21 protein-coding genes are annotated in these 21,982 nt (G+C 55.3%); 4 read left to right on the top strand and 17 right to left on the bottom strand.

Annotation, left to right across the window (positions count from 1 at the left end):
• Positions 1-193: 193 nt before the first annotated feature.
• The 4 genes from hemG to pepQ are packed head-to-tail and all read right to left on the bottom strand — an operon-like array spanning position 194 to position 4,175.
• Positions 194-730 carry a menaquinone-dependent protoporphyrinogen IX dehydrogenase gene (gene hemG / locus AC790_RS15330; RefSeq protein WP_049852332.1) on the bottom strand — a complete coding sequence of 179 codons (537 nt, stop codon included), beginning with the start codon at positions 728-730 and terminating at the stop codon, positions 194-196.
• A gap of 17 nt (positions 731-747) precedes the next feature.
• Positions 748-2,199, bottom strand: a complete 1,452-nt coding sequence (gene trkH / locus AC790_RS15325) for a Trk system potassium transporter TrkH (RefSeq protein ID WP_009127916.1) — start codon at positions 2,197-2,199, stop codon at positions 748-750.
• Positions 2,200-2,226: 27 nt separating this feature from the next.
• On the bottom strand, positions 2,227-2,844 hold the full coding sequence (locus AC790_RS15320; RefSeq protein WP_049852331.1) for an IMPACT family protein: 618 nt from the start codon (positions 2,842-2,844) through the stop codon (positions 2,227-2,229).
• Positions 2,844-4,175 carry a Xaa-Pro dipeptidase gene (gene pepQ, locus AC790_RS15315; protein ID WP_049852330.1) on the bottom strand — a complete coding sequence of 444 codons (1,332 nt, stop codon included), beginning with the start codon at positions 4,173-4,175 and terminating at the stop codon, positions 2,844-2,846. Before pepQ ends, AC790_RS15320 begins: the two co-directional genes overlap by 1 nt.
• A gap of 186 nt (positions 4,176-4,361) precedes the next feature.
• Here pepQ and fadB point away from each other — a divergent pair, with 186 nt between their 5' ends.
• Both fadB and fadA read left to right on the top strand, forming a co-directional pair.
• Complete coding sequence (gene fadB, locus AC790_RS15310; protein WP_049852329.1) at positions 4,362-6,545, top strand: fatty acid oxidation complex subunit alpha FadB; 2,184 nt, start codon at positions 4,362-4,364, stop codon at positions 6,543-6,545.
• Between the two features lie 10 nt (positions 6,546-6,555).
• Entirely contained in the window at positions 6,556-7,719 is a 1,164-nt protein-coding gene (gene fadA, locus AC790_RS15305; protein ID WP_049852328.1) for an acetyl-CoA C-acyltransferase FadA, read from the top strand.
• 53 nt (positions 7,720-7,772) lie between these two features.
• Here fadA and fre read toward each other — a convergent pair whose 3' ends face one another.
• The 3 genes from fre to pepE form a co-directional block, all read right to left on the bottom strand.
• A complete protein-coding gene (fre, locus tag AC790_RS15300) occupies positions 7,773-8,474 on the bottom strand; it encodes an NAD(P)H-flavin reductase (protein WP_049852327.1) in 702 nt (233 codons plus the stop codon).
• Positions 8,475-8,513: 39 nt separating this feature from the next.
• Positions 8,514-9,998 carry a 4-hydroxy-3-polyprenylbenzoate decarboxylase gene (ubiD, locus tag AC790_RS15295; protein ID WP_009127904.1) on the bottom strand — a complete coding sequence of 495 codons (1,485 nt, stop codon included), beginning with the start codon at positions 9,996-9,998 and terminating at the stop codon, positions 8,514-8,516.
• A gap of 74 nt (positions 9,999-10,072) precedes the next feature.
• Positions 10,073-10,804, bottom strand: coding sequence for a dipeptidase PepE (gene pepE / locus AC790_RS15290; RefSeq protein WP_049852326.1), 732 nt, complete (start codon positions 10,802-10,804; stop codon positions 10,073-10,075).
• Positions 10,805-11,012: 208 nt separating this feature from the next.
• Here pepE and rfaH point away from each other — a divergent pair, with 208 nt between their 5' ends.
• The gene (gene rfaH, locus AC790_RS15285; RefSeq protein WP_036621224.1) at positions 11,013-11,501 is read left to right on the top strand and encodes a transcription/translation regulatory transformer protein RfaH; all 489 of its coding nucleotides are present in this window, start codon (positions 11,013-11,015) and stop codon (positions 11,499-11,501) included.
• On the opposite strand, the gene tatD is transcribed toward rfaH, so the two are convergent.
• The 10 genes from tatD to udp all read right to left on the bottom strand — a co-directional run bounded on the left by tatD (position 11,498) and on the right by udp (position 20,818).
• The gene (gene tatD / locus AC790_RS15280; RefSeq protein ID WP_049852325.1) at positions 11,498-12,280 is read right to left on the bottom strand and encodes a 3'-5' ssDNA/RNA exonuclease TatD; all 783 of its coding nucleotides are present in this window, start codon (positions 12,278-12,280) and stop codon (positions 11,498-11,500) included. The two genes, rfaH and tatD, sit on opposite strands and share 4 nt — an antisense overlap.
• Before the next feature lie 87 nt (positions 12,281-12,367).
• The gene (tatC, locus tag AC790_RS15275; protein ID WP_009127897.1) at positions 12,368-13,126 is read right to left on the bottom strand and encodes a Sec-independent protein translocase subunit TatC; all 759 of its coding nucleotides are present in this window, start codon (positions 13,124-13,126) and stop codon (positions 12,368-12,370) included.
• Between the two features lie 2 nt (positions 13,127-13,128).
• Complete coding sequence (tatB, locus tag AC790_RS15270; RefSeq protein ID WP_049852324.1) at positions 13,129-13,656, bottom strand: Sec-independent protein translocase protein TatB; 528 nt, start codon at positions 13,654-13,656, stop codon at positions 13,129-13,131.
• 2 nt (positions 13,657-13,658) lie between these two features.
• Positions 13,659-13,913, bottom strand: coding sequence for a Sec-independent protein translocase subunit TatA (gene tatA, locus AC790_RS15265; protein ID WP_009127893.1), 255 nt, complete (start codon positions 13,911-13,913; stop codon positions 13,659-13,661).
• Between the two features lie 110 nt (positions 13,914-14,023).
• Complete coding sequence (gene ubiB, locus AC790_RS15260) at positions 14,024-15,661, bottom strand: ubiquinone biosynthesis regulatory protein kinase UbiB (protein WP_009127891.1); 1,638 nt, start codon at positions 15,659-15,661, stop codon at positions 14,024-14,026.
• Entirely contained in the window at positions 15,658-16,263 is a 606-nt protein-coding gene (locus tag AC790_RS15255; protein WP_009127889.1) for an SCP2 domain-containing protein, read from the bottom strand. Before AC790_RS15255 ends, ubiB begins: the two co-directional genes overlap by 4 nt.
• 6 nt (positions 16,264-16,269) lie before the next feature.
• Positions 16,270-17,028 carry a bifunctional demethylmenaquinone methyltransferase/2-methoxy-6-polyprenyl-1,4-benzoquinol methylase UbiE gene (ubiE, locus tag AC790_RS15250; protein WP_008105805.1) on the bottom strand — a complete coding sequence of 253 codons (759 nt, stop codon included), beginning with the start codon at positions 17,026-17,028 and terminating at the stop codon, positions 16,270-16,272.
• Between the two features lie 75 nt (positions 17,029-17,103).
• A complete protein-coding gene (gene rmuC / locus AC790_RS15245; protein WP_049852323.1) occupies positions 17,104-18,615 on the bottom strand; it encodes a DNA recombination protein RmuC in 1,512 nt (503 codons plus the stop codon).
• 69 nt (positions 18,616-18,684) lie between these two features.
• Complete coding sequence (locus tag AC790_RS15240) at positions 18,685-19,956, bottom strand: tetratricopeptide repeat protein (RefSeq protein ID WP_049852322.1); 1,272 nt, start codon at positions 19,954-19,956, stop codon at positions 18,685-18,687.
• Between the two features lie 100 nt (positions 19,957-20,056).
• Complete coding sequence (gene udp, locus AC790_RS15235; RefSeq protein ID WP_009127881.1) at positions 20,057-20,818, bottom strand: uridine phosphorylase; 762 nt, start codon at positions 20,816-20,818, stop codon at positions 20,057-20,059.
• Between the two features lie 302 nt (positions 20,819-21,120).
• Here udp and AC790_RS15230 point away from each other — a divergent pair, with 302 nt between their 5' ends.
• The gene (locus AC790_RS15230; RefSeq protein ID WP_049852321.1) at positions 21,121-21,957 is read left to right on the top strand and encodes a dienelactone hydrolase family protein; all 837 of its coding nucleotides are present in this window, start codon (positions 21,121-21,123) and stop codon (positions 21,955-21,957) included.
• Positions 21,958-21,982: the final 25 nt, after the last annotated feature.

Raw genomic sequence — 21,982 nt, 5'->3', positions numbered from 1 at the left:
TCCTCCTTCAGAGTCAAACACTTTTTTCAGCGCTTTCATCCGGCGGGATGAATTTCTTCACTCCCTGCTGAGCCGCCCGCGTTGCCGCTTTGCCGTCTCAGTGGTGGCGCATTATAGGGAGTTATTCGGAGGTGACAAGGGTTTATTGCAAAAAAATGATCGTTCGACCTAAATTTCGCCACAACGCTGTATTTCACAACGATTTGCCTGGTAACTGTGCAAAATCCTGGGCAAAAAGCGTCACTTTATTCCAATCGGTGTATTCCACTTCTTTTGATGTATCCGTTTCTCCACCTGTCATCCGCATAATGAATTGAATCATGCTCCGATCAAACCAGCGATAACGCGGATAACGCAGTGCACCGGCAAAAACCGCACAGCAATCTGGCTGCCAGGGTGACTGCTCAAGAAACTTGCGCGTATAAGCATTGGTTGCTGGCGTGCACTTGTCGGCTTTACGCGCCGTCAGGTTGACACTAAAGAAGCCGCTTACGCGCTGGTGCAGCTGTGCCTTATGCTGCGTTACAAATTTCATCAGCGCAGGATTGAAATGCCCGTAGCGGATCGATGCCCCAATCAGCACGCGATCGTACTGAGACCAATCCACCTTCTGCGCCTCAGCTAAATCAAGCACGTCGCACAACTGGTGCGGAACTAACGTCTGCGCAATGCGCGCGGCAATTTCACGGGTTTGCCCATCGCGGCTGGAATAAAGAATCAACGCTTTCATTACACAATCCTATTTTATTATTCGCGCCAGAAGGTCGGTGTGAACAACACCAGCAGCGTGAACACTTCGAGGCGCCCAAACAGCATGGTCAAAATCAAGATCCACTTCGCCACATCATTCATCGAAGTGAAGTTGTCGGCCACCACGCCCAAACCGGGTCCAAGATTATTCAAGGTCGCCGCCACGGCGGCAAACGCGGAGAAGTCATCCACGCCAGTCGCGATGATTGCCAGCATGCTGAGCAGGAACACCAGCGCATAGGCTGAGAAGAACCCCCACACCGCTTCAAGAATACGTTCAGGTAGTGCGCGGTTACCCAATTTGATGGTGTAAACCGCATTCGGATGCACCAGGCGTTTCAATTCACGCGAACCCTGTTTAAACAGCAGCAGAATACGAATCACTTTCAAACCGCCGCCGGTAGAACCCGCCATTCCGCCGATAAAGGCCGAACACAATAGCAATACCGGTAGGAACAGTGGCCAGCGCGCAATGCTGTCGGTGGTAAATCCAGCCGTAGTTGCCATCGATACCACCTGGAAAAACGCCTGATTGAGCGTTTGCCAGCCACTGGCGTAGACATTGTGAAAATACAACACCACCGTACAGATCAGCACTAATGTGAGTTGTACTCCAATAAACATGCGGAATTCGGGATCGCGCCAATACACTTTCAGGTTGCGGCCGCTCAATAGAGAAAAATGCAGGCCGTAGTTACATCCCGAGATCAGCAAAAACACTGCGACGATAGTGTTGATGGTTGGGCTATTAAAGTAACCGATGCTGGCATCATGCGTGGAGAAGCCACCAATGGCGATAGTTGAGAAACTGTGGCCGATGGCATCAAACATTGGCATGCCCGCTAACCACAGCGCCACCGCACAGGCTACGGTGAGCAAAACATAGATCAGCCACAGCGTTTTCGCCGTTTCTGCGATACGCGGGCGCATCTTGTTATCTTTTAGCGGTCCTGGCATCTCCGCGCGATATAGCTGCATGCCACCCACGCCCAGAATTGGCAAAATCGCTACTGCCAGCACAATGATTCCCATCCCGCCGAGCCACTGCAACATCTGACGATAGAACAGAATCGCTTTCGGAAGCGTATCAAGTCCCACCAACGTAGTAGCGCCCGTCGTAGTAAGGCCGGAGAAAGATTCAAAGAATGCATCGGTAATCGAAAGATGGGGCTGCTCGGCGAAAATAAACGGCATCGCACCCACGCTGCCCAGCACGGTCCAGAACAGCACCACGATGAGGAAACCTTCACGCGGCTTAAGTTCCGATTTCTGTTTGCGGTTTGGCCACCACAGCAGCGAACCAATGACGATCGCCATCATAAAGGTTTGACTAAACGCGCGCCCGGCACCGTCCCGGTAAATTAAGGCGACGAGGCCGGGTAAGATCATGGTCACCGAGAACAGAATCACCAGCAGGCCCACAATGCGGGTAATGGCGCGAAAATGCATTCAGCCGTTTCCTTTAAACAGATGCTTTTAGTTTGTCAGCGGGATGAGCGTCAGCGCGCCCCGGCTGTAATCAGAGAGGTTTTGGCGAAAGCCATCAATCTGCGCATGCGGCAATGCTAAACGCAGCGCAATACGATCCTGATAATGGCTCTCTTCTATAATGCCGTCAAAACGCTGCAGCAAGCGCTCAATGTCGCTGAGTTGGGCATAATCACATTGCAGGCTGAAGGATTCCATCGGCACTTTACGCTGACGGGCTAATTGCTTCAGCCCCTGCTGCACGCCGCCGCCGTAAGCTTTTACCAACCCTCCGGTACCGAGCATGATGCCGCCGTAATAACGCACCACCACCGCAGTCACTTCACCCACGCCACTGCCCATCAACTGGGCCAGCATGGGTTTGCCCGCCGTGCCGGACGGTTCGCCATCATCAGAGAAACCCAACTGCTGTGAATCATCCGGCGCACCGGCCACCCACGCCCAGCAGTGATGGCGGGCGGTGGGATGCTCCTGCTTCACCTGCTGAACAAACGCGCGCGCCGCTTCCACGCCCGCAGTATGCGCCAGCAGAGTAATGAAACGACTTTTCTTGATAGTTTCCTCGCTGAGACTCACAGCCTCAGCGGGAATGTCGTAAGCATTCATCAGGCAAGGTGCAGATCGCGCGTCATGTTTTCAACGCGATTAGCGTGAATCACCACGTTATCCTCGATACGAATGCCGCCGTACGGTTTCAGTGCATCAATTGCCGCCCAGTCGAAATACTGGCTGAACTTGCCGCCGCGCAGCTTCGCCAGCAGCGAATCGATGATATAGAAGCCGGGTTCGATAGTCAGCACCATGCCAGGTTCCAGTACGCGCGTGCAACGTAGATACGGATATTGCGACGGCGCAGCCAGATGCGTGCCGCTGTCGTCCTGCATAAAGCCGGCCACATCGTGCACCTGCAGGCCCAGCGGATGTCCCAGCCCGTGCGGCATAAACGGACCGGTTAAATCTTCCGCCACCAGCGTCTCTTCGGTCAGACCTTTCACCAGCTCAAACTTCAGCAGCAGCCGCGCAATGCGCTGATGCATCTGCAGATGATAATCGGTATAGCGCACGCCGGCTTTCAAGGTGGCGATCAGCGCCAGCTCTTCCTTGTTCATCGCGGCAACCATTTCGGCATAGCGCGATTTACTCTGCGCCGCATAGCTGCGCGTCAGGTCAGCGGCATAACCGAGATACTCCGCCCCGGCATCAATCAGGAAGCTGTGCCGTTTCGCCGGCGGCTGATGGTCCAGTTTGGTGTAGTGCAGCACCGCGGCATGTTCATTAAGCGCGATAATATTGCCGTACGGCACATCGGTATCGCGATGGCCGGTCGCGGTCAGGTAAGCGATGTTGATATCGAACTCGCTCATACCCGATTCGAATGCCTCTTTGGCTGCGCGATGCCCCGCCACCGCCAGCTTCTGCGCTTCGCGCATACAGGCCAGCTCGTAATCGGTTTTGATGCTGCGATGATAATGCAGGTAATCGATCACGCCGTTAGGGTTCACCTGCTCGCTGTTAATGCCGAGCTGGGAAGCGCGTAACGGTACCGGACCGATATACGCCACGTTATCGCGTTGTGCAGGCAGCAACTGCGCGATGTCATCGGCACTCTTTAGGCCAATCACGTCAATATCGTTGGTCCAGAAGCTGTTTGGCAGTGGCTCGACGTTATGCCAGTAATCCACCGGCGAGTAGAACCACAGCTTGGGTTTATTCACACCATCAATCCATAACCAGCAGTTTGGCACCTGCGTCACCGGCACCCACGCTTTGAACTGAGGATTCACCTTAAACGGATAGTCGTGATCGTCGAGAAAAACGGTCAGCAGCTCGCCGGAATGAATCAGCATGGCATCAAGCTTAAAGCGAGCCAGCACCTGCTGCGCTCGCTGCTGCAGCGTATTGATGTGCGCGTGATACAGGGTTTTCAGTGAATCCATGGACTTGTCTCCAATGTCGCGAAAGTGGCCGCAGTGTAGCACAGCCGTGTTGGCGATGCCGTGCTGCACGCGCTGTGATCGTTGTATCAAATTATCAAACTCTCGTTTGCAAATAATTAACATCACACTCACACTCCAAATCATCTGGTATGACCAGATCACCTTTCGCGGTTTCAGGAGACGGACATGCTCTACCAAGGCGATACCCTTTCAGTGCACTGGCTTGACGATGGCATCGCCGAGCTGGTATTCGATGCGCCCGGTTCGGTGAATAAACTCGATACCAAAACCGTCGCCTCCCTGGGCGAGGCGCTAAGCGTCTTAGAACAGCAACCCGCTCTGCGCGGCCTGCTGCTCTCGTCGGCCAAACCGGCATTTATTGTCGGCGCCGACATTACAGAATTCCTGTCGCTGTTTGACGCGCCAGAAGAGAAGTTGAGTCAGTGGCTGGCATTTGCTAACAGCATCTTCAATCGTCTGGAAGATTTGCCGGTGCCAACCGTAGCCGCCATCGATGGTTATGCGCTGGGTGGCGGCTGCGAATGCGTGCTGGCAGTGGACTTCCGCATTGCTACGCCCACCGCGCGTATCGGCTTGCCGGAAACCAAACTGGGCATCATGCCGGGCTTTGGCGGCAGCGTACGTCTGCCGCGGCTGCTCGGCGCTGACAGTGCGATGGAAATCATCGCCGCGGGTAAAGATCTCGATGGCAATAGCGCCCTGAAACTCGGTTTAGTGGATGCAGTGGTCAGCAGCGACAAACTGCGCGCCGCTGCGCTGACGGTATTACAGGACGCCATCGCGCAGGGCAACTGGCAGGTCCGCCGGGCGCCGAAGCTGGCGCCGCTTAAACTCAGCCCGATCGAAGCCGCCATGAGCTTTACCATCGCCAAAAGCATGGTGCTGCAGACCGCCGGCAAACACTATCCGGCCCCCGTTACCGCGATAAAAACCATTGAGGCTGCCGCCACCTTGGGGCGCGATGATGCGCTGAAGCTGGAGACCGCCGCTTTTGTGCCGCTGGCGCAAAGTGATGTAGCCCGCGCGCTGGTCGGCATCTTCCTTAACGATCAATACGTCAAAGGCTTGGCGAAGAAACACAGCAGTGCGGCCGGTGCACCGCAGCAAGCTGCGGTATTAGGTGCCGGCATTATGGGCGGCGGCATCGCCTATCAATCTGCCTGGAAAGGCGTGCCGGTGATGATGAAAGATATCAATCCACAAGCGCTGACGCTTGGCATGACCGAAGCCAGCAAGCTGCTTAACAAGCAGCTGGAGCGCGGCAAAATTACTGGCGCGAAGCTGGCCAGCGTGCTCACCACCATTCAGCCCACGCTGGATTACGCGGGATTTGAACGCACCGATGTGGTAGTGGAAGCCGTGGTTGAGAATCCGCAGATCAAAGCCAAAGTGCTGGCAGAAACCGAGCAGCACCTGCGCGAAGATGCCATTCTCGCCTCCAACACCTCAACCATTCCGATCGGCCAGCTGGCGAAAGCCTTAAAACGCCCGGAAAACTTCTGTGGCATGCACTTCTTCAATCCGGTGCCGCGTATGCCGCTGGTTGAGGTGATTCGCGGTGAGCAAACCTCAGAGGCCACCATCAGCAAAGTGGTGGCCTGGGCCAGCAAAATGGGCAAAACGCCGATTGTGGTGAATGATTGCCCCGGCTTCTTTGTCAATCGCGTGCTGTTCCCCTACTTCGCCGCCTTCAGCCTGCTGCTGCGCGACGGCGCGGATTTCCGCCAGGTCGACAAAGTGATGGAAAAACAGTTCGGCTGGCCGATGGGCCCGGCCTGGCTGCTGGATGTAGTCGGCATTGATACCGCGCATCATGCCCAACAGGTGATGGCGCAAGGTTTCCCGTCACGCATGCAGAAAGATTATCGCGACGCCGTCGACGTGCTGTTTGACGCTAAACGTTACGGCCAGAAAAACGGCCAGGGTTTTTACCGCTGGGAGTTGGACAACAAAGGCAAAGCGCAGAAAAAAGCCGATGCCGCAGTGGATGCACTGCTGGAGCCAATCAACCAACCGAAGCGCGTGTTCAGCGATGAAGAGATTCTTAACCGCATGATGCTGCCGATGCTCAATGAAGTGGTGCGCTGCCTCGAAGAGCAGATCATCGCTTCACCGGCCGAAGCCGACATGGCGCTGGTCTACGGCTTAGGCTTCCCGCCGTTCCGCGGCGGTGCGTTCCGCTACATGGATACGCTCGGCAACAGCAACGTGGTCGATCAGGCCAAACGTTACACCGCGCTGGGCCCGCTGTATGCGCTGCCGGCGCTGCTGTTGCAAAAAGCCCAACAGCATCAGAGCTGGTATCCCGCGGTGCAACCGATTGACGAAGCGGCGCTGCAAAGTGCCTGAGGTAATGAAAATGGAAAAAGTAGTCATTGTGGATGCCGTCCGCACGCCGATGGGCCGCTCCAAGGGCGGTGCATTTCGTCAGGTTCGTGCGGAAGATCTTTCGGCGCATTTGATGCGTGAGCTGCTAAGCCGTAATCCATCGGTCGATCCCGCTACGCTGGACGACATTATCTGGGGCTGCGTACAGCAGACGCTGGAACAAGGCTTTAACATTGCACGTAATGCCGCGCTGCTGGCGGAGATCCCGCATCGCGTGCCTGCCAGTACCGTCAATCGCCTGTGCGGTTCGTCGATGCAGGCGCTGCACGATGCGGCACGCGCGATTATGGTGGGCGATGCGCACGCTTGCCTGATTGGTGGCGTAGAGCATATGGGCCACGTGCCAATGAGCCACGGTGTCGATTTTCATCCAGGACTTGGGCGTACGGTAGCGAAAGCCGCCGGCATGATGGGCTTAACCGCCGAAATGCTGGCGCGCATGCATCACATCACGCGCGAGCAGCAGGATGCCTTTGCCCTGCGTTCACATCAGCGCGCATGGGCAGCTACCCAGCGTGGCGACTTTAAGCGTGAGATTGTTGCAACTTATGGCCACGACGCCGATGGCGTGTTGAAACGCTACGAAAGCGATGAAGTGATTCGCGAAGAGACCAGCCTCGAAGGATTGGCCGCGCTGCGTCCGGCGTTCGATCCGGTGAACGGCACCGTCACCGCGGGAACGTCTTCTGCGCTCTCCGATGGCGCGGCGGCGATGTTGATCATGAGCGAAAGCCGCGCGCGAGAACTGGGTCTGACGCCGCGTGCGCGCATTCGCAGCATGGCGGTGGTTGGCTGCGATCCGTCGATTATGGGTTACGGCCCGGTTCCTGCCAGCAAGCTAGCGCTAAAACGCGCCGGCTTAAGCGTGCAGGATATCGACTTATTCGAGTTCAACGAGGCCTTTGCCGCGCAGGCGCTGCCGTGCATCAAGGACATGGGCTTGCTGGAACAGTTGGATGAGAAAGTGAATTTGAATGGCGGCGCGATTGCGCTTGGGCACCCGCTGGGCTGTTCCGGCGCGCGTATCAGTACCACGCTGCTGAATCTAATGGAACGTCGCGATGCGCAATTTGGTCTGGCGACCATGTGCATTGGCTTGGGCCAGGGTATCGCCACGGTGTTCGAACGGGTTTAATACGTTAACCACTGCACGTGTTCCCGCCCTTTCGGGCGGGCTTTTTTTATCTGTCAGATAAACGCAAACGCATCGCCGTACATCTGCGCTTCCAGCGCACCGCGCTCGGCGCAGAAACGCTCACGTGCAATCTTCGCCATCTCAAAACGACCAGCAATATAGATGTCGTGTTCACTGAGTGAAGCGTAATCCTGCATCACCGCCGTCAGCACCGTGCCGCTGCGTCCGGTCCAGTCATCTGCCGGTTGCTCAACCACCGGAATCACTTTCAGGTTCGGGTGCTTCACCGCCAGCGCATTCAACTCATCTAAATCGTACAGATGCATCAGCTCACGGCCGCCCCAATAAATCGCAATTTCGCGATCGGGTTTCTGTGCCAGCGCGGTCAGCAGAATGGAACGCGCATAGGAGAAACCGGTGCCGCCGGCAATCAGAATGATCGGACGATCGCTCTCTTCGCGTAGCCAGGCATCGCCATGCGGCATATCTACCGTAATCTGACGATCGTTTTTGATGCGGTCCATCACCGCCATCGCGTAAAGATTAAGATCCGAGGCGCCAATGTGCAGTTCAATGATGTCCTTTTCCATTGGCGTGGACGCCAGCGAGAATGGGCGCTTATCACGCTCATCCATCACCACCATCAAATACTGTCCCGCGCGGAAGTTAAAATCCGCGGCCGGAATCAAACGGACGCGGTAAACCGTATCCGTAATCGCTTCAACCGAAGTCACTTTGCAGCTTAACGTTGTCATGCGTTCCCTTTTTCTTCGGGTCTGGTTGGTCTGCCGCTTTTAGCGCTGCGGCGGCTCGGCAAAGATTGCTAATTCATCCCAAATGGCGTCAATGCGCGCCGTAACGGCCGGATCTTTGACAATCGGCGTGCCCCATTCGCGCGTGGTTTCGCCCGGCCACTTATTGGTGGCATCAAGTCCCATCTTCGAACCTAAGCCGGAAACCGGCGAGGCAAAGTCGAGATAATCGATTGGTGTGTTCTCAACCAGCACCGTATCGCGTGCTGGATCCATGCGCGTAGTAATCGCCCAAATCACATCATTCCAGTCACGCGCGTTGACGTCGTCGTCACATACAATCACAAACTTGGTGTACATGAACTGACGCAGGAACGACCACACGCCAAACATCACGCGCTTGGCGTGACCGGCATACTGTTTTTTGATCGTCACCACCGCGAGGCGATAAGAACAGCCTTCCGGCGGCAGATAGAAATCAACAATCTCCGGGAACTGCTTGATCAGGATCGGCACCAGCACTTCATTCAGCGCCACGCCCAACACCGCCGGTTCATCCGGTGGACGCCCGGTATAGGTTGAATGATAAATCGGATTGCGACGTTGCGTTACGTGCGTCACGGTAAACACCGGGAAACTGTCTACTTCATTGTAGTATCCCGTGTGATCGCCGTATGGCCCTTCCGGTGCCACATCGCCCGGCTCAATGTAACCTTCCAGCACAATCTCTGCGCTCGCCGGCACTTCAAGCTCGTTGGAGATGCACTTTACCACTTCGGTTTTGTTGCCACGCAGCAAACCGGCGAAGGCATATTCAGAGAGCGTGTCGGGCACCGGCGTCACCGCGCCGAGAATGGTCGCCGGATCGGCCCCGAGCGCAACAGATACCGGAAAACGTTCGCCCGGATGCGCTTTGCACCACTCCTGGAAATCGAGCGCGCCGCCGCGATGCGACAGCCAACGCATAATCAGGCGATTTTTGCCGATCACCTGCTGGCGATAGATGCCGAGATTCTGGCGCTCTTTATGCGGGCCACGCGTGACGGTTAATCCCCAGGTGATCAGCGGCGCGGCATCGCCTGGCCAGCATTTCATCACCGGGATGCGTGACAGATCGACGTCATCGCCGCTAAAAATCTCTTCCTGGCAAGGCGCATTGCGCAAGCGCTTGGTTGGCATATTCAGCACTTGCTTGAACTGCGGCATTTTATCAAACAGATCGCGGAAGCCTTTCGGCGGCTCCGGTTCCTTCAAAAATGCCAGCAGTTTGCCCACTTCGCGCAGCGCACTCACCTCTTCCTGGCCCATACCCATCGCCACGCGTTTTGGCGTGCCGAACAGATTACACAGTACCGGCATGTCGTACCCTTTCGGGTTTTCAAACAGCAGCGCGGGGCCGCCGGCACGCAGCGTGCGATCGGCAATTTCGGTCATCTCCAGCTCAGGATCGATCTCCTGAGTGATGCGCTTTAACTCTCCACGCTGTTCGAGTAACGCGAGGAAGTCTCGTAAATCCTGATATTTCATGCGGCTTTAGCTTTCCGGCCAGAGTGAAGCGCCATTATAGGTGCGTTTCACGCTAGCATGTTGAGGTTTCTGAGTCAGGCTGGCTGACAGGAAAACGGCACCAGCGACTGAATCGCCAGCACATCGTGATACGCCGCAATCGGCTCGCCGTGGCGGAACACTTTAAAGTCTTCGCCGCGGGCGCTGTAGTAGCGCAGGCGATTTTCACTCACGTGTAGGAAACTGGCTTCGCGGAGCGCAATCACCGATTCATGCGGGTTAACGGCGCAAAATTCAGCCAGGCGCTCATCGCGCGTTTCGCCCATATGGCCGCTGACGTGGGCATCAAGATAATGCGGATTGATCTGCACCGGGAACAAGCCCAGCGCAGGCAACACCACGCTGCTGCGCACCGGCATGTCATTGGTGGTGCGGATGGAAGGCGTTGCCACGTTGCAACCGGCGCTCCAGCCGACGTAAGGCACATCACGCTCGCGCACCGCGCGTTGAATCGTGACGATCAGGCCATGTTCATGCAGCATTTGATTGAGGAACCAGGTATTTCCGCCGCTCACCAGAATCAGCTCGGCTTGCTCAATCGCCGCGACGGGGGAGGTAAACTCATGCACCGTGCGCACTTCAATGCCTAATGAATCTGACAAATCTTGCGCGCGTTGCGCATGATCGCCACGAATAATCGCGTAAGGCACCAGCACCGCCGACGTAATGCCGCGCTGGGCAATCATCGCGTGTAGCTGTGGGTGGGCGTAACTCAATAGCGGCGCATCCTCAGCCACTTTGCCGTTACTTAACAGGAACAGTTCCATCGGCCACTCCTTTTCAATCGAAAGATGGGGATGGAGTCTGATACAGATGGTCGCCAGCCGTCAATTTTCTTGCACGAAAGCGTTAATTAGCCGCATCAATCAGAAAATTCGCAGTGAATTTTTTTCAGCACAGGGTTTCCCTCCGCCGATGCGCTATAACTCTGTCAGCAGGTTTGATATTCTTAGCGTCCATTCTTTGGGAGCAGTTATGGAATCCTGGTACTTACTCTATTGCAAACGTGGACAACTGTTGCGCGCGAAAGAGCATCTTGAGCGGCAAGCGGTGAATTGCCTGAGCCCAATGATCGCTTTGGAGAAGATTGTGCGCGGTAAACGCACCACCGTGAGTGAGCCGCTGTTCCCCAATTATTTGTTTATCGAGTTCGATCCCGAAGCGATTCACACCACCACCATCAGCAGCACGCGCGGCGTCAGCCACTTCGTGCGCTTCGGCGCCATGCCGGCTACCGTATCGCACGATGTGATCGAAGCGCTGCAAACCGACGCGCCGCAGATCGTGTTAGATCCGGAAACGCCGCAGAGCGGTGATGAAGTGATCATCACCGATGGCACCTTCGAAGGACTACGCGCGATTTTTGCCGAGCCGGATGGTGAAACGCGCTCCGTTCTGCTGCTGAACATGCTGAACAAACAGGTGATGCGCAGCGTGGATAACAAGCAGTTCCGCAAGCTTTAGGCCAGCTTAAACAGCTGACGCGCGTTGCGATTGACCTGCGCGCCCAGCGCTTCCGCCTCTTCTCCACGCCAGTTCGCCACTTGCTGCACAATGTGCGGCAGGAAGCACGGCTCATTGCGGCGCGAAGTGGGACGTGGATGCATATCGCGCGGCAGTAAATAGGGTGCGTCGGTTTCCAGTAGCAGGCGCTCAGCCGGAATCAACGGCAGCAATTCGCGCAGTTCCATACCGCGACGTTCGTCGCACACCCAACCGGTAATGCCTACTGACAACCCGAGTGCCAGGCACGCTTGCAGCTCATCACGCGTACCGGTAAAGCAGTGCACCACCGCGCCCACCAGTTTTGGCAGCCACGGCTCAAGCACCGCCACAAAACGGTCGTGCGCTTCACGACAATGCAGAAATACCGGCAGCTGCAGCTCTGCAGCCAGTGCGAGCTGCGCATCAAAGGCATACTCCTGTTGATCGTGGGCCGAAAGATTGCGGTTAAAATCCAGGCCGCATTCGCCGATGGCGACAACCTGGGCGCTTTCCGCGAGACGACGCAAGGTATTCGCCGTTTCCGCCGACCATTCACTGGCATGATGCGGATGAACGCCCGCCGTCGACCAGCAGTAGCCGGCGTGTAATGCCGCCAGCTGACGTGCCTGCTGGCTTTCCAGCGCGTTAGTGCCGGTAATTAACAGGCCGGTGACGCCTGCTTCGCGCGCACGTTTCACAACCTGCTCGCGATCTTTTGCGAATTGCGTGCTGGTCAGGTTTACACCGATATCAAACATGTTTTCTCCCCAATAAAAAACCGCCCGGTTAGGCGGTTTAGATTCATTCTCTTCCCGCTTGCTGGCGGGTGCCCTGCTTAAAAGACATCAGGATTCGGTATTCTGTTCCTCATCCGAAGACTGACGCCCTTTACCCACATAGTAGCGGGAGAAGAATACGCCGACTTCAAACAGGCAGTACATCGGAATAGCGAGCAAAGTTTGGGAGAAAACATCCGGCGGTGTGAGCAACATCCCAACGACGAAGGCGCCAACCAGCATATACGGACGTTTCTTTCTCAGATCGTCAGGTGAAGTAATGCCTGTCCAGCACAGCAGCACAATGGCAATCGGCACCTCAAACGCCACGCCAAAAGCCATGAAAATGGTCATGACGAAGTCGAGATAATTGGTGATATCCGTGGCGATGGTCACGCCTTGCGGTGCCGTTTTGGCGAAGAAACCAAACGCCAGCGGGAACACGATGAAATACGCAAACGCCACGCCGACGTAGAACAGCAGCGTACTGGAGAACAGCAGCGGCATTACCAGTTTACGCTCGTGACGATAGAGCGCTGGCGCGACAAACGCCCACACCTGATACAAAATCACCGGCACGGCAAGAAACACCGAGACAATAATGGTGAGCTTAATTGGCGTGAAGAAGGGTGATGCTACGTCGGTGGCGATCATGCTCGCACCAGCCGGCATCTGGCTAATCAATGGTGACGCTACCAGATGGTAAATGTCATTGGCGAAGTAGACCAGACACAGAAAGATGACTAAAACAGCGATGATGCAGTTCAACAAACGCTTACGCAGCTCAATCAGATGGCTAATGAGCGGTTGGGTATCTTCAACGGCCATGTTTATCGTTCATCTTTTACGAGAGAAGTCTTCGCAGTGCTTTGCGGGGCACTGGCGACGGGAGGATTATCCACTGCAGAAGTTGCGTCAACTGGCTGCGGAACCTGTGCTGCGGCACTGGTTTGATGTTCTGCAGCAGCAGGCGTGACCGCAGGGGAAGTAGCCGGCTGCGTTACTGCTGGCGGAGTCTGATGAATGGTGTTGGCTTCATCTTCCTCTTTTTCGAGATCGATACTCTGCTGCACGGAGCGCTTCATTGAGTCGGCGGTTTTACGCAGTTCTTCCATCGACTCTTTCAGCTCCGGTGACAGCGTGCCACGACCCGCCTCTTCCACCTTTTTCAGGCTGTCCTGCAATTCCTGCAGTTTCAGCTCCTGTGCCAGTTCGTTTTGTACATTCGCGGCCAGCGAGCGAATGGCTCTGATCCAGCCGACGACGGTTTTCACCGCAACCGGTAATCGCTGCGGGCCAAGCACAATCAGCCCGATCACGAACACCAATACCAGTTCACTAAAACCAATGTCGAACACAGTTATACCTGCTTGTCGTTCCGGGCGTCGTCTTTAGTCGCCGAGGTTTGCTGTTTGTCTGCCAGAGTTTTGGCGTTGAAGTCAGCGTCCTGCTCTTTCGGTTGATCCTTTTTATCGTCTTCATCGCCCATGGCTTTTTTGAAGCCGCGGATAGAAGAACCCAAATCCGAACCCAGGTTGCGAAGTTTGTTGGTACCGAACAGAAGAACAACAATGACGGCAATGATTAACAATTGCCAAATACTGATACCGCCCATGAGATATGCCTCTAATATTCTGTGAAAAACTGTTGACTGTAACGCACAGAAAGCCCGTATGATTTCGGGCTTTAGCTTGCGACATTACGCGATTTGAACCAGGCAGACAATCAGTTTGTCTTGCGCCAGCCAATAAGCCAGGTGACGATGCCGGCAGCCATTAAAAGCGCCGGGAAGAAATCCCAATCCGGTCGACTCAACAGTACGGCGGTGCCACTTAATAACAGTGTAGCTCCTACGCCAAACAGATAGCGCGCCTGATGATTTCGTGTGCGCTGTACGTTTAAATCGGTGACGAGTTTATCGACGCTGTGCTTCAATAATTTGTGCTGGCGCATACTGTCGTAAAATAGCTCCGGCAACTCCGGCAGTTTTTCCGCCCAGTACGGCGCTTTCTCTTTCACCGCACGCATTATTGCCGGGATACCAATCTGATCTTTGATCCAATCTTCCAGGAACGGCTTGGCGGTTTTCCACAAGTCGAGCTGAGGATAGAGCTGGCGACCAATCCCTTCGACATACAGCAACGTCTTCTGCAGCAGCACCAGCTGCGGCTGCACTTCCATATTGAAGCGACGCGCGGTATTAAACAGATTCAGTAACACGTGACCGAAGGAGATCTCAGCCAGCGGTTTTTCGAAAATCGGCTCACACACGGTACGAATGGCAAACTCAAAATCTTCAACGTTAGTATCCAGCGGCACCCAGCCTGAATCCACATGCAGCTCAGCCACTTTGCGGTAATCGCGATTAAAGAAGGCGATAAAGTTTTCCGCCAGATAGCGCTTATCTTCTTTATTCAGTGAACCGACAATACCGCAGTCGATGCCGATGTACTGCGGATCTTCTGGGTGATCGTAGCTGACGAAGATATTGCCAGGATGCATGTCGGCATGGAAGAAGCTGTCGCGGAACACCTGGGTGAAGAACACCTGCACGCCGCGCTCTGCCAGTAACTTCATATTGACGCCGTGCTGCTCGAGCGTGGCGATATCCGAGATCGGAATGCCGTAAATGCGCTCCATTACCATCATTGATTCACTGCAGTAATCAGAGAACACTTCGGGTACGTAAAGCATGCGGCTTTGGTCGAAGTTACGACGCAGCTGGATGGCGTTGGCCGCTTCACGCAGCAGATTCAGCTCATCAATCAGGGTTTTTTCGTAATCGCGTACCACTTCCAGCGGACGCAGACGACGTCCATCCGGCAGCAAACGCGGCACCCAACGCGCCAGACGATAAATCAACCGCATGTCCGCTTTGATCACCGGCAGGATATCGGGACGAATCACTTTGATCACCACGGCGCGGCCGTTGGACTTCAACGTGGCGGTGTGCACCTGTGCAATAGAGGCAGAGGCCAGCGGTTTAATGTCGAAGTCTTCAAACCAGGTTTCCACCGGGCCGCCAATCGACTGTTCAATCTGCTGCTTCGCTTTGACGCCATCAAACGGCGCCACGCGGTCCTGCAGCACGGCAAGCTCATCGGCAATCGCTGGCGGGAACAGATCGCGTCGCGTGGAGAGCATTTGACCGAACTTGATCCACACCGGGCCAAGCTGCTCCATGGCTAAACGGATGCGCACGCCAGGCGAGGCGTCTTTGTGTTGGTTAGGGATCCAGAAGATGCAGCGCCGCCACAGGCGTAACAGCAGCGTGAAGCGCATGCGGGGAATCAGTTCATCAAGGCCATAAGTGAGAAAGATCTTGATGATGAAATATAAGCGCCGAATTTCTCCCAGCGTCATTTCGCCTCCAGCTGTGCCAAACGCGTTTCAAACGCATTGAGCGAACGTTCCATCGCTTCCACTTCCTCGCAGAACCATGCCAGTTCCAGAGCACCCGGCGCGACGCGCCACTCTTCCGTCAGCGCCTGGCCAAGATAATCCTGGCGGCGCATGACCTGCTGCTGCACGAATCTCAGCGCCTGCTGTGCGGCCTGGCTTACCCCTTGCGCGGCGATGTCGCCAATCCACGGCGCGAGATATTCGGCCGGATCAAGCTCGGCGAGATCCATCAGCGCAGAGAATTGCTGTACCACCTGCAAATCGCCGTCCACCTCCAGTTCACCGCTTCTGATCAAGCTGGTGAGCTGCTGGCGATCGCGCAGTTTCGGCAAGGTGCTGACGCGCAAACTCACCGTGCAGTCGCTGCTATCCTGCCAATCACTCAGTACATCAAGTTGTGATTCGCTAAACACCAGCACTAAAGGAAAATCGAGCTCTTGCAGACGCAGCAGCAACACCTTGCCCGCCAGACGCTGGCGCGCGGCTTTCAGGCTGCGATCGCGATAGAGAACACGGTTCAGGGCGGTCTCAAGACCGCCGGTGATGAGAGGAGTTAAAGTCATGATGGATTAGAATTTAAATCCGCGATGCAGCGCGACAATACCGCCAGTCATATTGAAGTAGGTGGTATTTTCAAAGCCGGCATCATTCATCATCGCTTTCAGGGTTTCCTGATCGGGATGCATACGAATCGACTCTGCCAGATAACGATAGCTTTCAGCATCTTGCGCCACCAGCTGGCCAATACGCGGCAGAATATGGAACGAATAGGTGTCGTAAGCCTTGCTCAGCGGCTCCAGCAACGGCTTGGAGAATTCCAGCACCAGCAGGCGTCCGCCCGGCTTCAGCACGCGGAACATCGACGCCAGCGCTTTCTCTTTTTCGGTGACGTTACGCAAGCCGAACGAGATGGTGATGCAATCGAAATAGTTATCCGGGAACGGCAGCGCTTCGGCATTCGCCTGGACATAGCTGACATTACCCGACACGCCGAGATTACGCAGCTTTTCGCGGCCCATCTTCAGCATTGAGCTGTTGATATCAGCCAACACAACCTGGCCGGTTTCGCCCACCAGACGAGAGAATTTAGCCGTCAGATCGCCGGTACCACCCGCCAGATCCAACACGCGCTGACCGCGGCGCACGCCGCTGCTGTCAATGGTAAAACGCTTCCAGACACGATGGATGCCAAACGACATCAAATCGTTCATCAGGTCATATTTTGCCGCGACGGAATGAAACACGTCCGCGACTTTATCGGCCTTTTCGCTTTTCGCGACGGTCTGAAAGCCAAAATGGGTAGTTTCCTGCTGTGATTCATCTGCCATCGGTTTTACCTGTTCCACAAACAATTCTTGCCGAAGTGTATCAGAGTCGCGCTACACGAGCACGCGACCACCGTGCTATTCGTTGATGCGGCGCAGCGAGTCCGTTGTCGAATCTGAAACGCTTTCATCAACGTTGGGATCGTCTGCCCAATCTTCATCCGCCTCTTCCGGCTGCGCCTGTTCCACCAACTGCGGATTGATCGGCCGTTTGATCTCCACACCAAGCGAGCGGAAAGCTTCACTTTGCGCAATCAGATTGCCGCGTCCTTCAGACAGCTTTTTCATCGCCTGATGATAGCTTTGCTGCGCCTTATCAAGATTGTGACCGATACCGCTCATGTCATCGACGAACAGCCGCATTTTGTCATACAGCCGCGTTGCCCGATCGGCGATGCGCTGCGCGTTGCGGCTTTGATGTTCATAACGCCAGAGATTGTTGATGGTGCGCAGCGCCACCAACAGCGTAGTTGGGCTGACCAGCATGATGTTCTGCTGCAGCGCTTCGCTGATCAGCTCTGGCTGACGATCGATCGCCAGCAGAAATGCCGGTTCCACCGGGATAAACATCAACACATAATCCAGAGAGCGTAAACCGGGCAATTGTTGGTAATCTTTTCGGCTTAGCAAGCGAATGTGTCCACGCATGGCGTTGACGTGCTCCTGAATGGCCTGCTCGCGCGTGGCTTCATCATCGGCGTTGAAATAGCGCTCGTAAGCGACCAACGTCATCTTCGCGTCGATCACCACATCTTTGCCCTGCGGCAAACGGACAATCACATCCGGTTGCATCCTGCCCTGCTGCTCCAGCTGAACGCTTACCTGCGTTTGGTATTCATAGCCTTCACGCAGTCCAGAGGCTTCCAGCACGCGGCTTAGCACCACTTCGCCCCAGTTGCCCTGGATTTTATTGTCACCTTTTAGCGCTTTGGTGAGATTGACCGCTTCCTGCGCCATCTGCGCGTTGAGCTGCTGCAGCTGGCGAATTTCATGCGTCAGCGTGTGGCGTTCACGCGCTTCCAGTCCAAAGCTGTCAGTCACCTGACGGCGGAAACCATCCAGCTGTTCACGCAGCGGGCCAATCAGACTGTTCAGGCTTTGACGGTTTTGTTCATCGACGCGGCGCCCGCTGTTTTCAAAGATGCGGTTGGCCAGATTTTCAAACTGCGCACTGAGTCGCTGTTCGCTGTTGGTGAGCAGGCGCTGTTTCTCTTCAGCGCCGTAGCGTGTCTCTTCAAGACGGATGGTCACTTCGCGCAACTCCGCTTCCTGCGCGCTATTAACTTCCAGCTGATTACGCAATTCACGACTGAGCTGTTCGCTCTCGCCGCGCCAGTAATCGAGCTGCTGCAAACGTTCCTGCGCACCGCTGAGCGCGCCGTGCAATTGGCGCATCTCCTGCTCACGTTGCTGGATTTGCTGTTGTAAATGTTCGATCTGCTGATGTTGGCGCTGCTGCGCCTCTTCCAACAGACGACGCTCGGTCGTGAAGCTGGCATGCTGATGACCGGCGCGCAGCTGGGCAATGATCCAGCCAATGCCTAAACCGGCCAGCGCCAGCGCGCCGCTAATGATAAGTTGCTGATCCATAATCCCCCCCGCGGATCGTCTCGCTGAGGGAAAAGGTAGAGGGGTACTGTATGAATGTCCAGATTTTATTTACAGGGCTTTTACGGTCAGATCGCCGGCTTTCCACGCATCAATCAGGAAGAACGGCATCGGAAGTAACCATTCGGTTTCATCCTTGATTTTTGCTGGATAGGTCCAGCTTTGGCCGCCGTAGGTGATCTCAACCTGCTGGCAACCGTTTTCCGCATTTTCAACTTTACCGGCCATGCTAGCAAAACCGGCGTTGCTGCCGACGTGGAAGCTATCGGTTTGCCAGCGAATCGGTTGATGCGCCGGCCAGGGCTGCGCCTGATGGAAGTGAAAAATATCGTCGTGACTCAGCAAGCTTTCACGCACCGTTGGCCACAACGCCACTTTAAGAAAATACTGGTCGGTAAAGCGTTCGCTGCCTTGGTACTGGGCGATAAAGTCACGCATCTGCTGTTCAACATTGTGGAACACGCCATGACAACCGCCCCACATACCCGCTAGCAGCAGTTCGGTATGCGAGAAGTAATCGCGCATGTGATGGAACCAGAATGGGGAGTCCAGCCAGGCTTCAACCGCAACCACTTCACGCTCGGAGAGTAATGAATCGGCGTCACGCACGATGTAACGTTTAACGCTGGGATCGTCCATCACTAAAAAGCGCCACAGCGTGGGGAAGATAGCTTTTTCCTGGGACATATCCACCAGCTGGGTGTTCGGCTGCGTCAGACGCTGCCACACGTGCTGCGGGACGCTATCGTCTAGATAGATGCGGCATATCCAGTCAGGATAGAACTCGCGCGCCACTTCGATGTTCTTAATCAGCGTTTCGCAGTAGCGTGGCTGGCCACCGTAGAGGCTGAAGGAGATGATGTTTTCTGTCGGGTTATGGCGATTGATCGGTGGCGGTACGTCTGAGGGATACGCCACTTTCTGGCCTTTACTGAAGATCACATCGGATTTCTGTAGCGATTCGAGGCCGTAACGCGCCACTTCATCCTGCTTATCAAGCCAACCGCAGACTTCGGTCAATCCATCCAGCCAGGTTTCCGACGCCTGCGCGCGCTGCGCGGCCGGGGCCTGATAGATCTTCTGGTAAATCTTGTAGGATTTCTTGTGCTCGCCCACGCGCATTAAGGTTAACGCGTAGTCGCTGAGCACCTGCATGTGATTTGGCAACACGCGCAGCACCTCTTCACAGCACTGACGAGCGAGGGGATAGTTATGGGCCGCCATGGCCTGACGAAATCTCGCTGCTGCGCCCTCAACGCGTGATTGCGCAGTAGCGGGATTATTCATGAAATTAGGACGTGGGACAGAAACCATTTTGCGCATAAGAAATTTCTCAGTAGCTGCTGAAATTGCGCGCATTCTAATCAGGCAATTGCTGAGCTCCCTATAAGCCTGGTCTCGAATTCATCCCTTGAATGGCGCACTAAATTAAGCGACGCGCGGCTTCTACCACAATTTTCACCGCATCACTTTCGGTCTGCTTCATGGTCACCGCATCCGGAATCTCTTTTTGCGTACGGTTCACGATGACGCCAGCCACCATGCCGGCACGCAGTCCCTGACTGGCGCACATGGTTAACAGTGTAGCGGATTCCATCTCATAGTTAAGGACGCCCATTTGCTGCCACTCATCCATTGAGCCCTGGAAGCGCTTCACTACGCGACCAGAGAAGGTGTCATAGCGTTCCTGCCCCGGATAGAAGGTGTCAGAGGACGCGGTAATGCCAATGTGCGTTTTGGCACCGCAGGCTTCCGCTGCGGCAACCAGCGCGGTGGTGCAGGTGAAATCAGCCACGGCCGGGAACTCCATCGGTGCGAAGTGCAGGCTGGCACCGTCAAGGCGGACAGACGCCGTGGTGACCAGCACATCACCGACATTAATATGCGGCTGAATGGCGCCGGTGGTGCCAACGCGCAGGAAGGTGCGCACACCGAGTTGCGCCAGCTCTTCTACCGCAATCGAGGTTGAAGGTCCGCCGATACCGGTTGAACACACCACCACCGGTTTACCATCGACTTCCGCCAGATAGGTGGTGAATTCACGATGCGAAGCCAGATGCTGTGGATTATCCATCAGCGCGGCGATTTTCTTCACGCGCTCAGGATCGCCGGGAACGATGGCCAGCGTGGCTCCTTTTAGGGAAGCTTTGGTGATGCCAAGATGGAAAACGTCAGACTGGGCCATATCAGACTCCTGATAAATAGGGGATGTGCGCGCCACTCTACGTGAGCAGGCGGCATAATTATGTGACTAATTTCACTATCAATAATGAAACTTACATTATCAGCAAAACATTTTGTGATTTACATCACACATTAGTGCGCTGCAATTCTGAATTGCTACAAGCGGTGCTGTGTAAGTACTGATGGCAATGTTAATAGAGAAGCAGCACACGTGAAAAAAATCCCTCTGCACCCTACGTCAGCCTTGCTTGACCAGCCAGGCTATAGTTACGTGATTGCGCATTTGCTAGCACGGAGAGAACCATGAAAACCGAAGACAATATGGCACAAAAAACGGCACCCGGCGGCTTTGCACCGGCCGTTCAGCCCACCGCAAGCAGCACGATTATTACCGCCAGCGACGCGATTCATGCTGGCGAGACCTCGGTTCCAAGCCAGGGCGAAAATTTACCCGCCTACTATGCCCGGCCAAAAGAGTACCAAGGCACATTGCCTGTGGTGTTAGTCGTGCAGGAGATTTTCGGTGTGCATGAGCATATCCGCGATGTTTGCCGGCGTTTGGCGCTGGAAGGCTATCTGGCGATCGCCCCTGAGCTCTATTTCCGCGAAGGCGATCCCAACGATTACAATGACATTCCCACGCTGTTTAAAGAGTTGGTAAGCAAAGTTCCGGATACGCAGGTACTGTCCGACCTCGATCATGTGGCTAACTGGGCGGCAAGTCATGGTGGCGATGCGCGTCGCCTGGCAATTACCGGCTTCTGCTGGGGCGGACGCATTAGCTGGCTGTTTGCCGCGCACAATCCTCAAGTGCGAGCCGCTGTGGCGTGGTATGGCCGCTTAGAGGGTGAGAAGACGCTGAAGCAGCAGAAACATCCGATCGATATTGCGGTGGACCTGAATGCGCCAGTGCTGGGCCTTTATGGCGGTCAGGATGACAGCATTCCACTGGAGAGCATTGATAAGATGCGTCAGGCGCTGCATGCCGCCAATGCCAAAGCGGAGATCGTGGTGTATCCGGATGCCGGCCACGCTTTCAACGCGGATTACCGTGCGAGCTATCACGCCGATTCCGCCAAAGATGGCTGGCAACGTATGCTGGCGTGGTTCGCGCAATATGGCGTAGCACCAAACGCGTAATAAAAAGGGGCGCGTATGCGCCCCA

Origin of the sequence: Pantoea sp. RIT-PI-b (genome assembly GCF_001187905.1) — a bacterium.
In the GTDB taxonomy this organism is placed as follows: Bacteria; Pseudomonadota; Gammaproteobacteria; order Enterobacterales; family Enterobacteriaceae; genus Pantoea; species Pantoea nemavictus.
The sequence above is the reverse complement of the archived record's forward strand: the minus strand, read 5'-3'. Positions and strand labels throughout refer to the sequence as shown.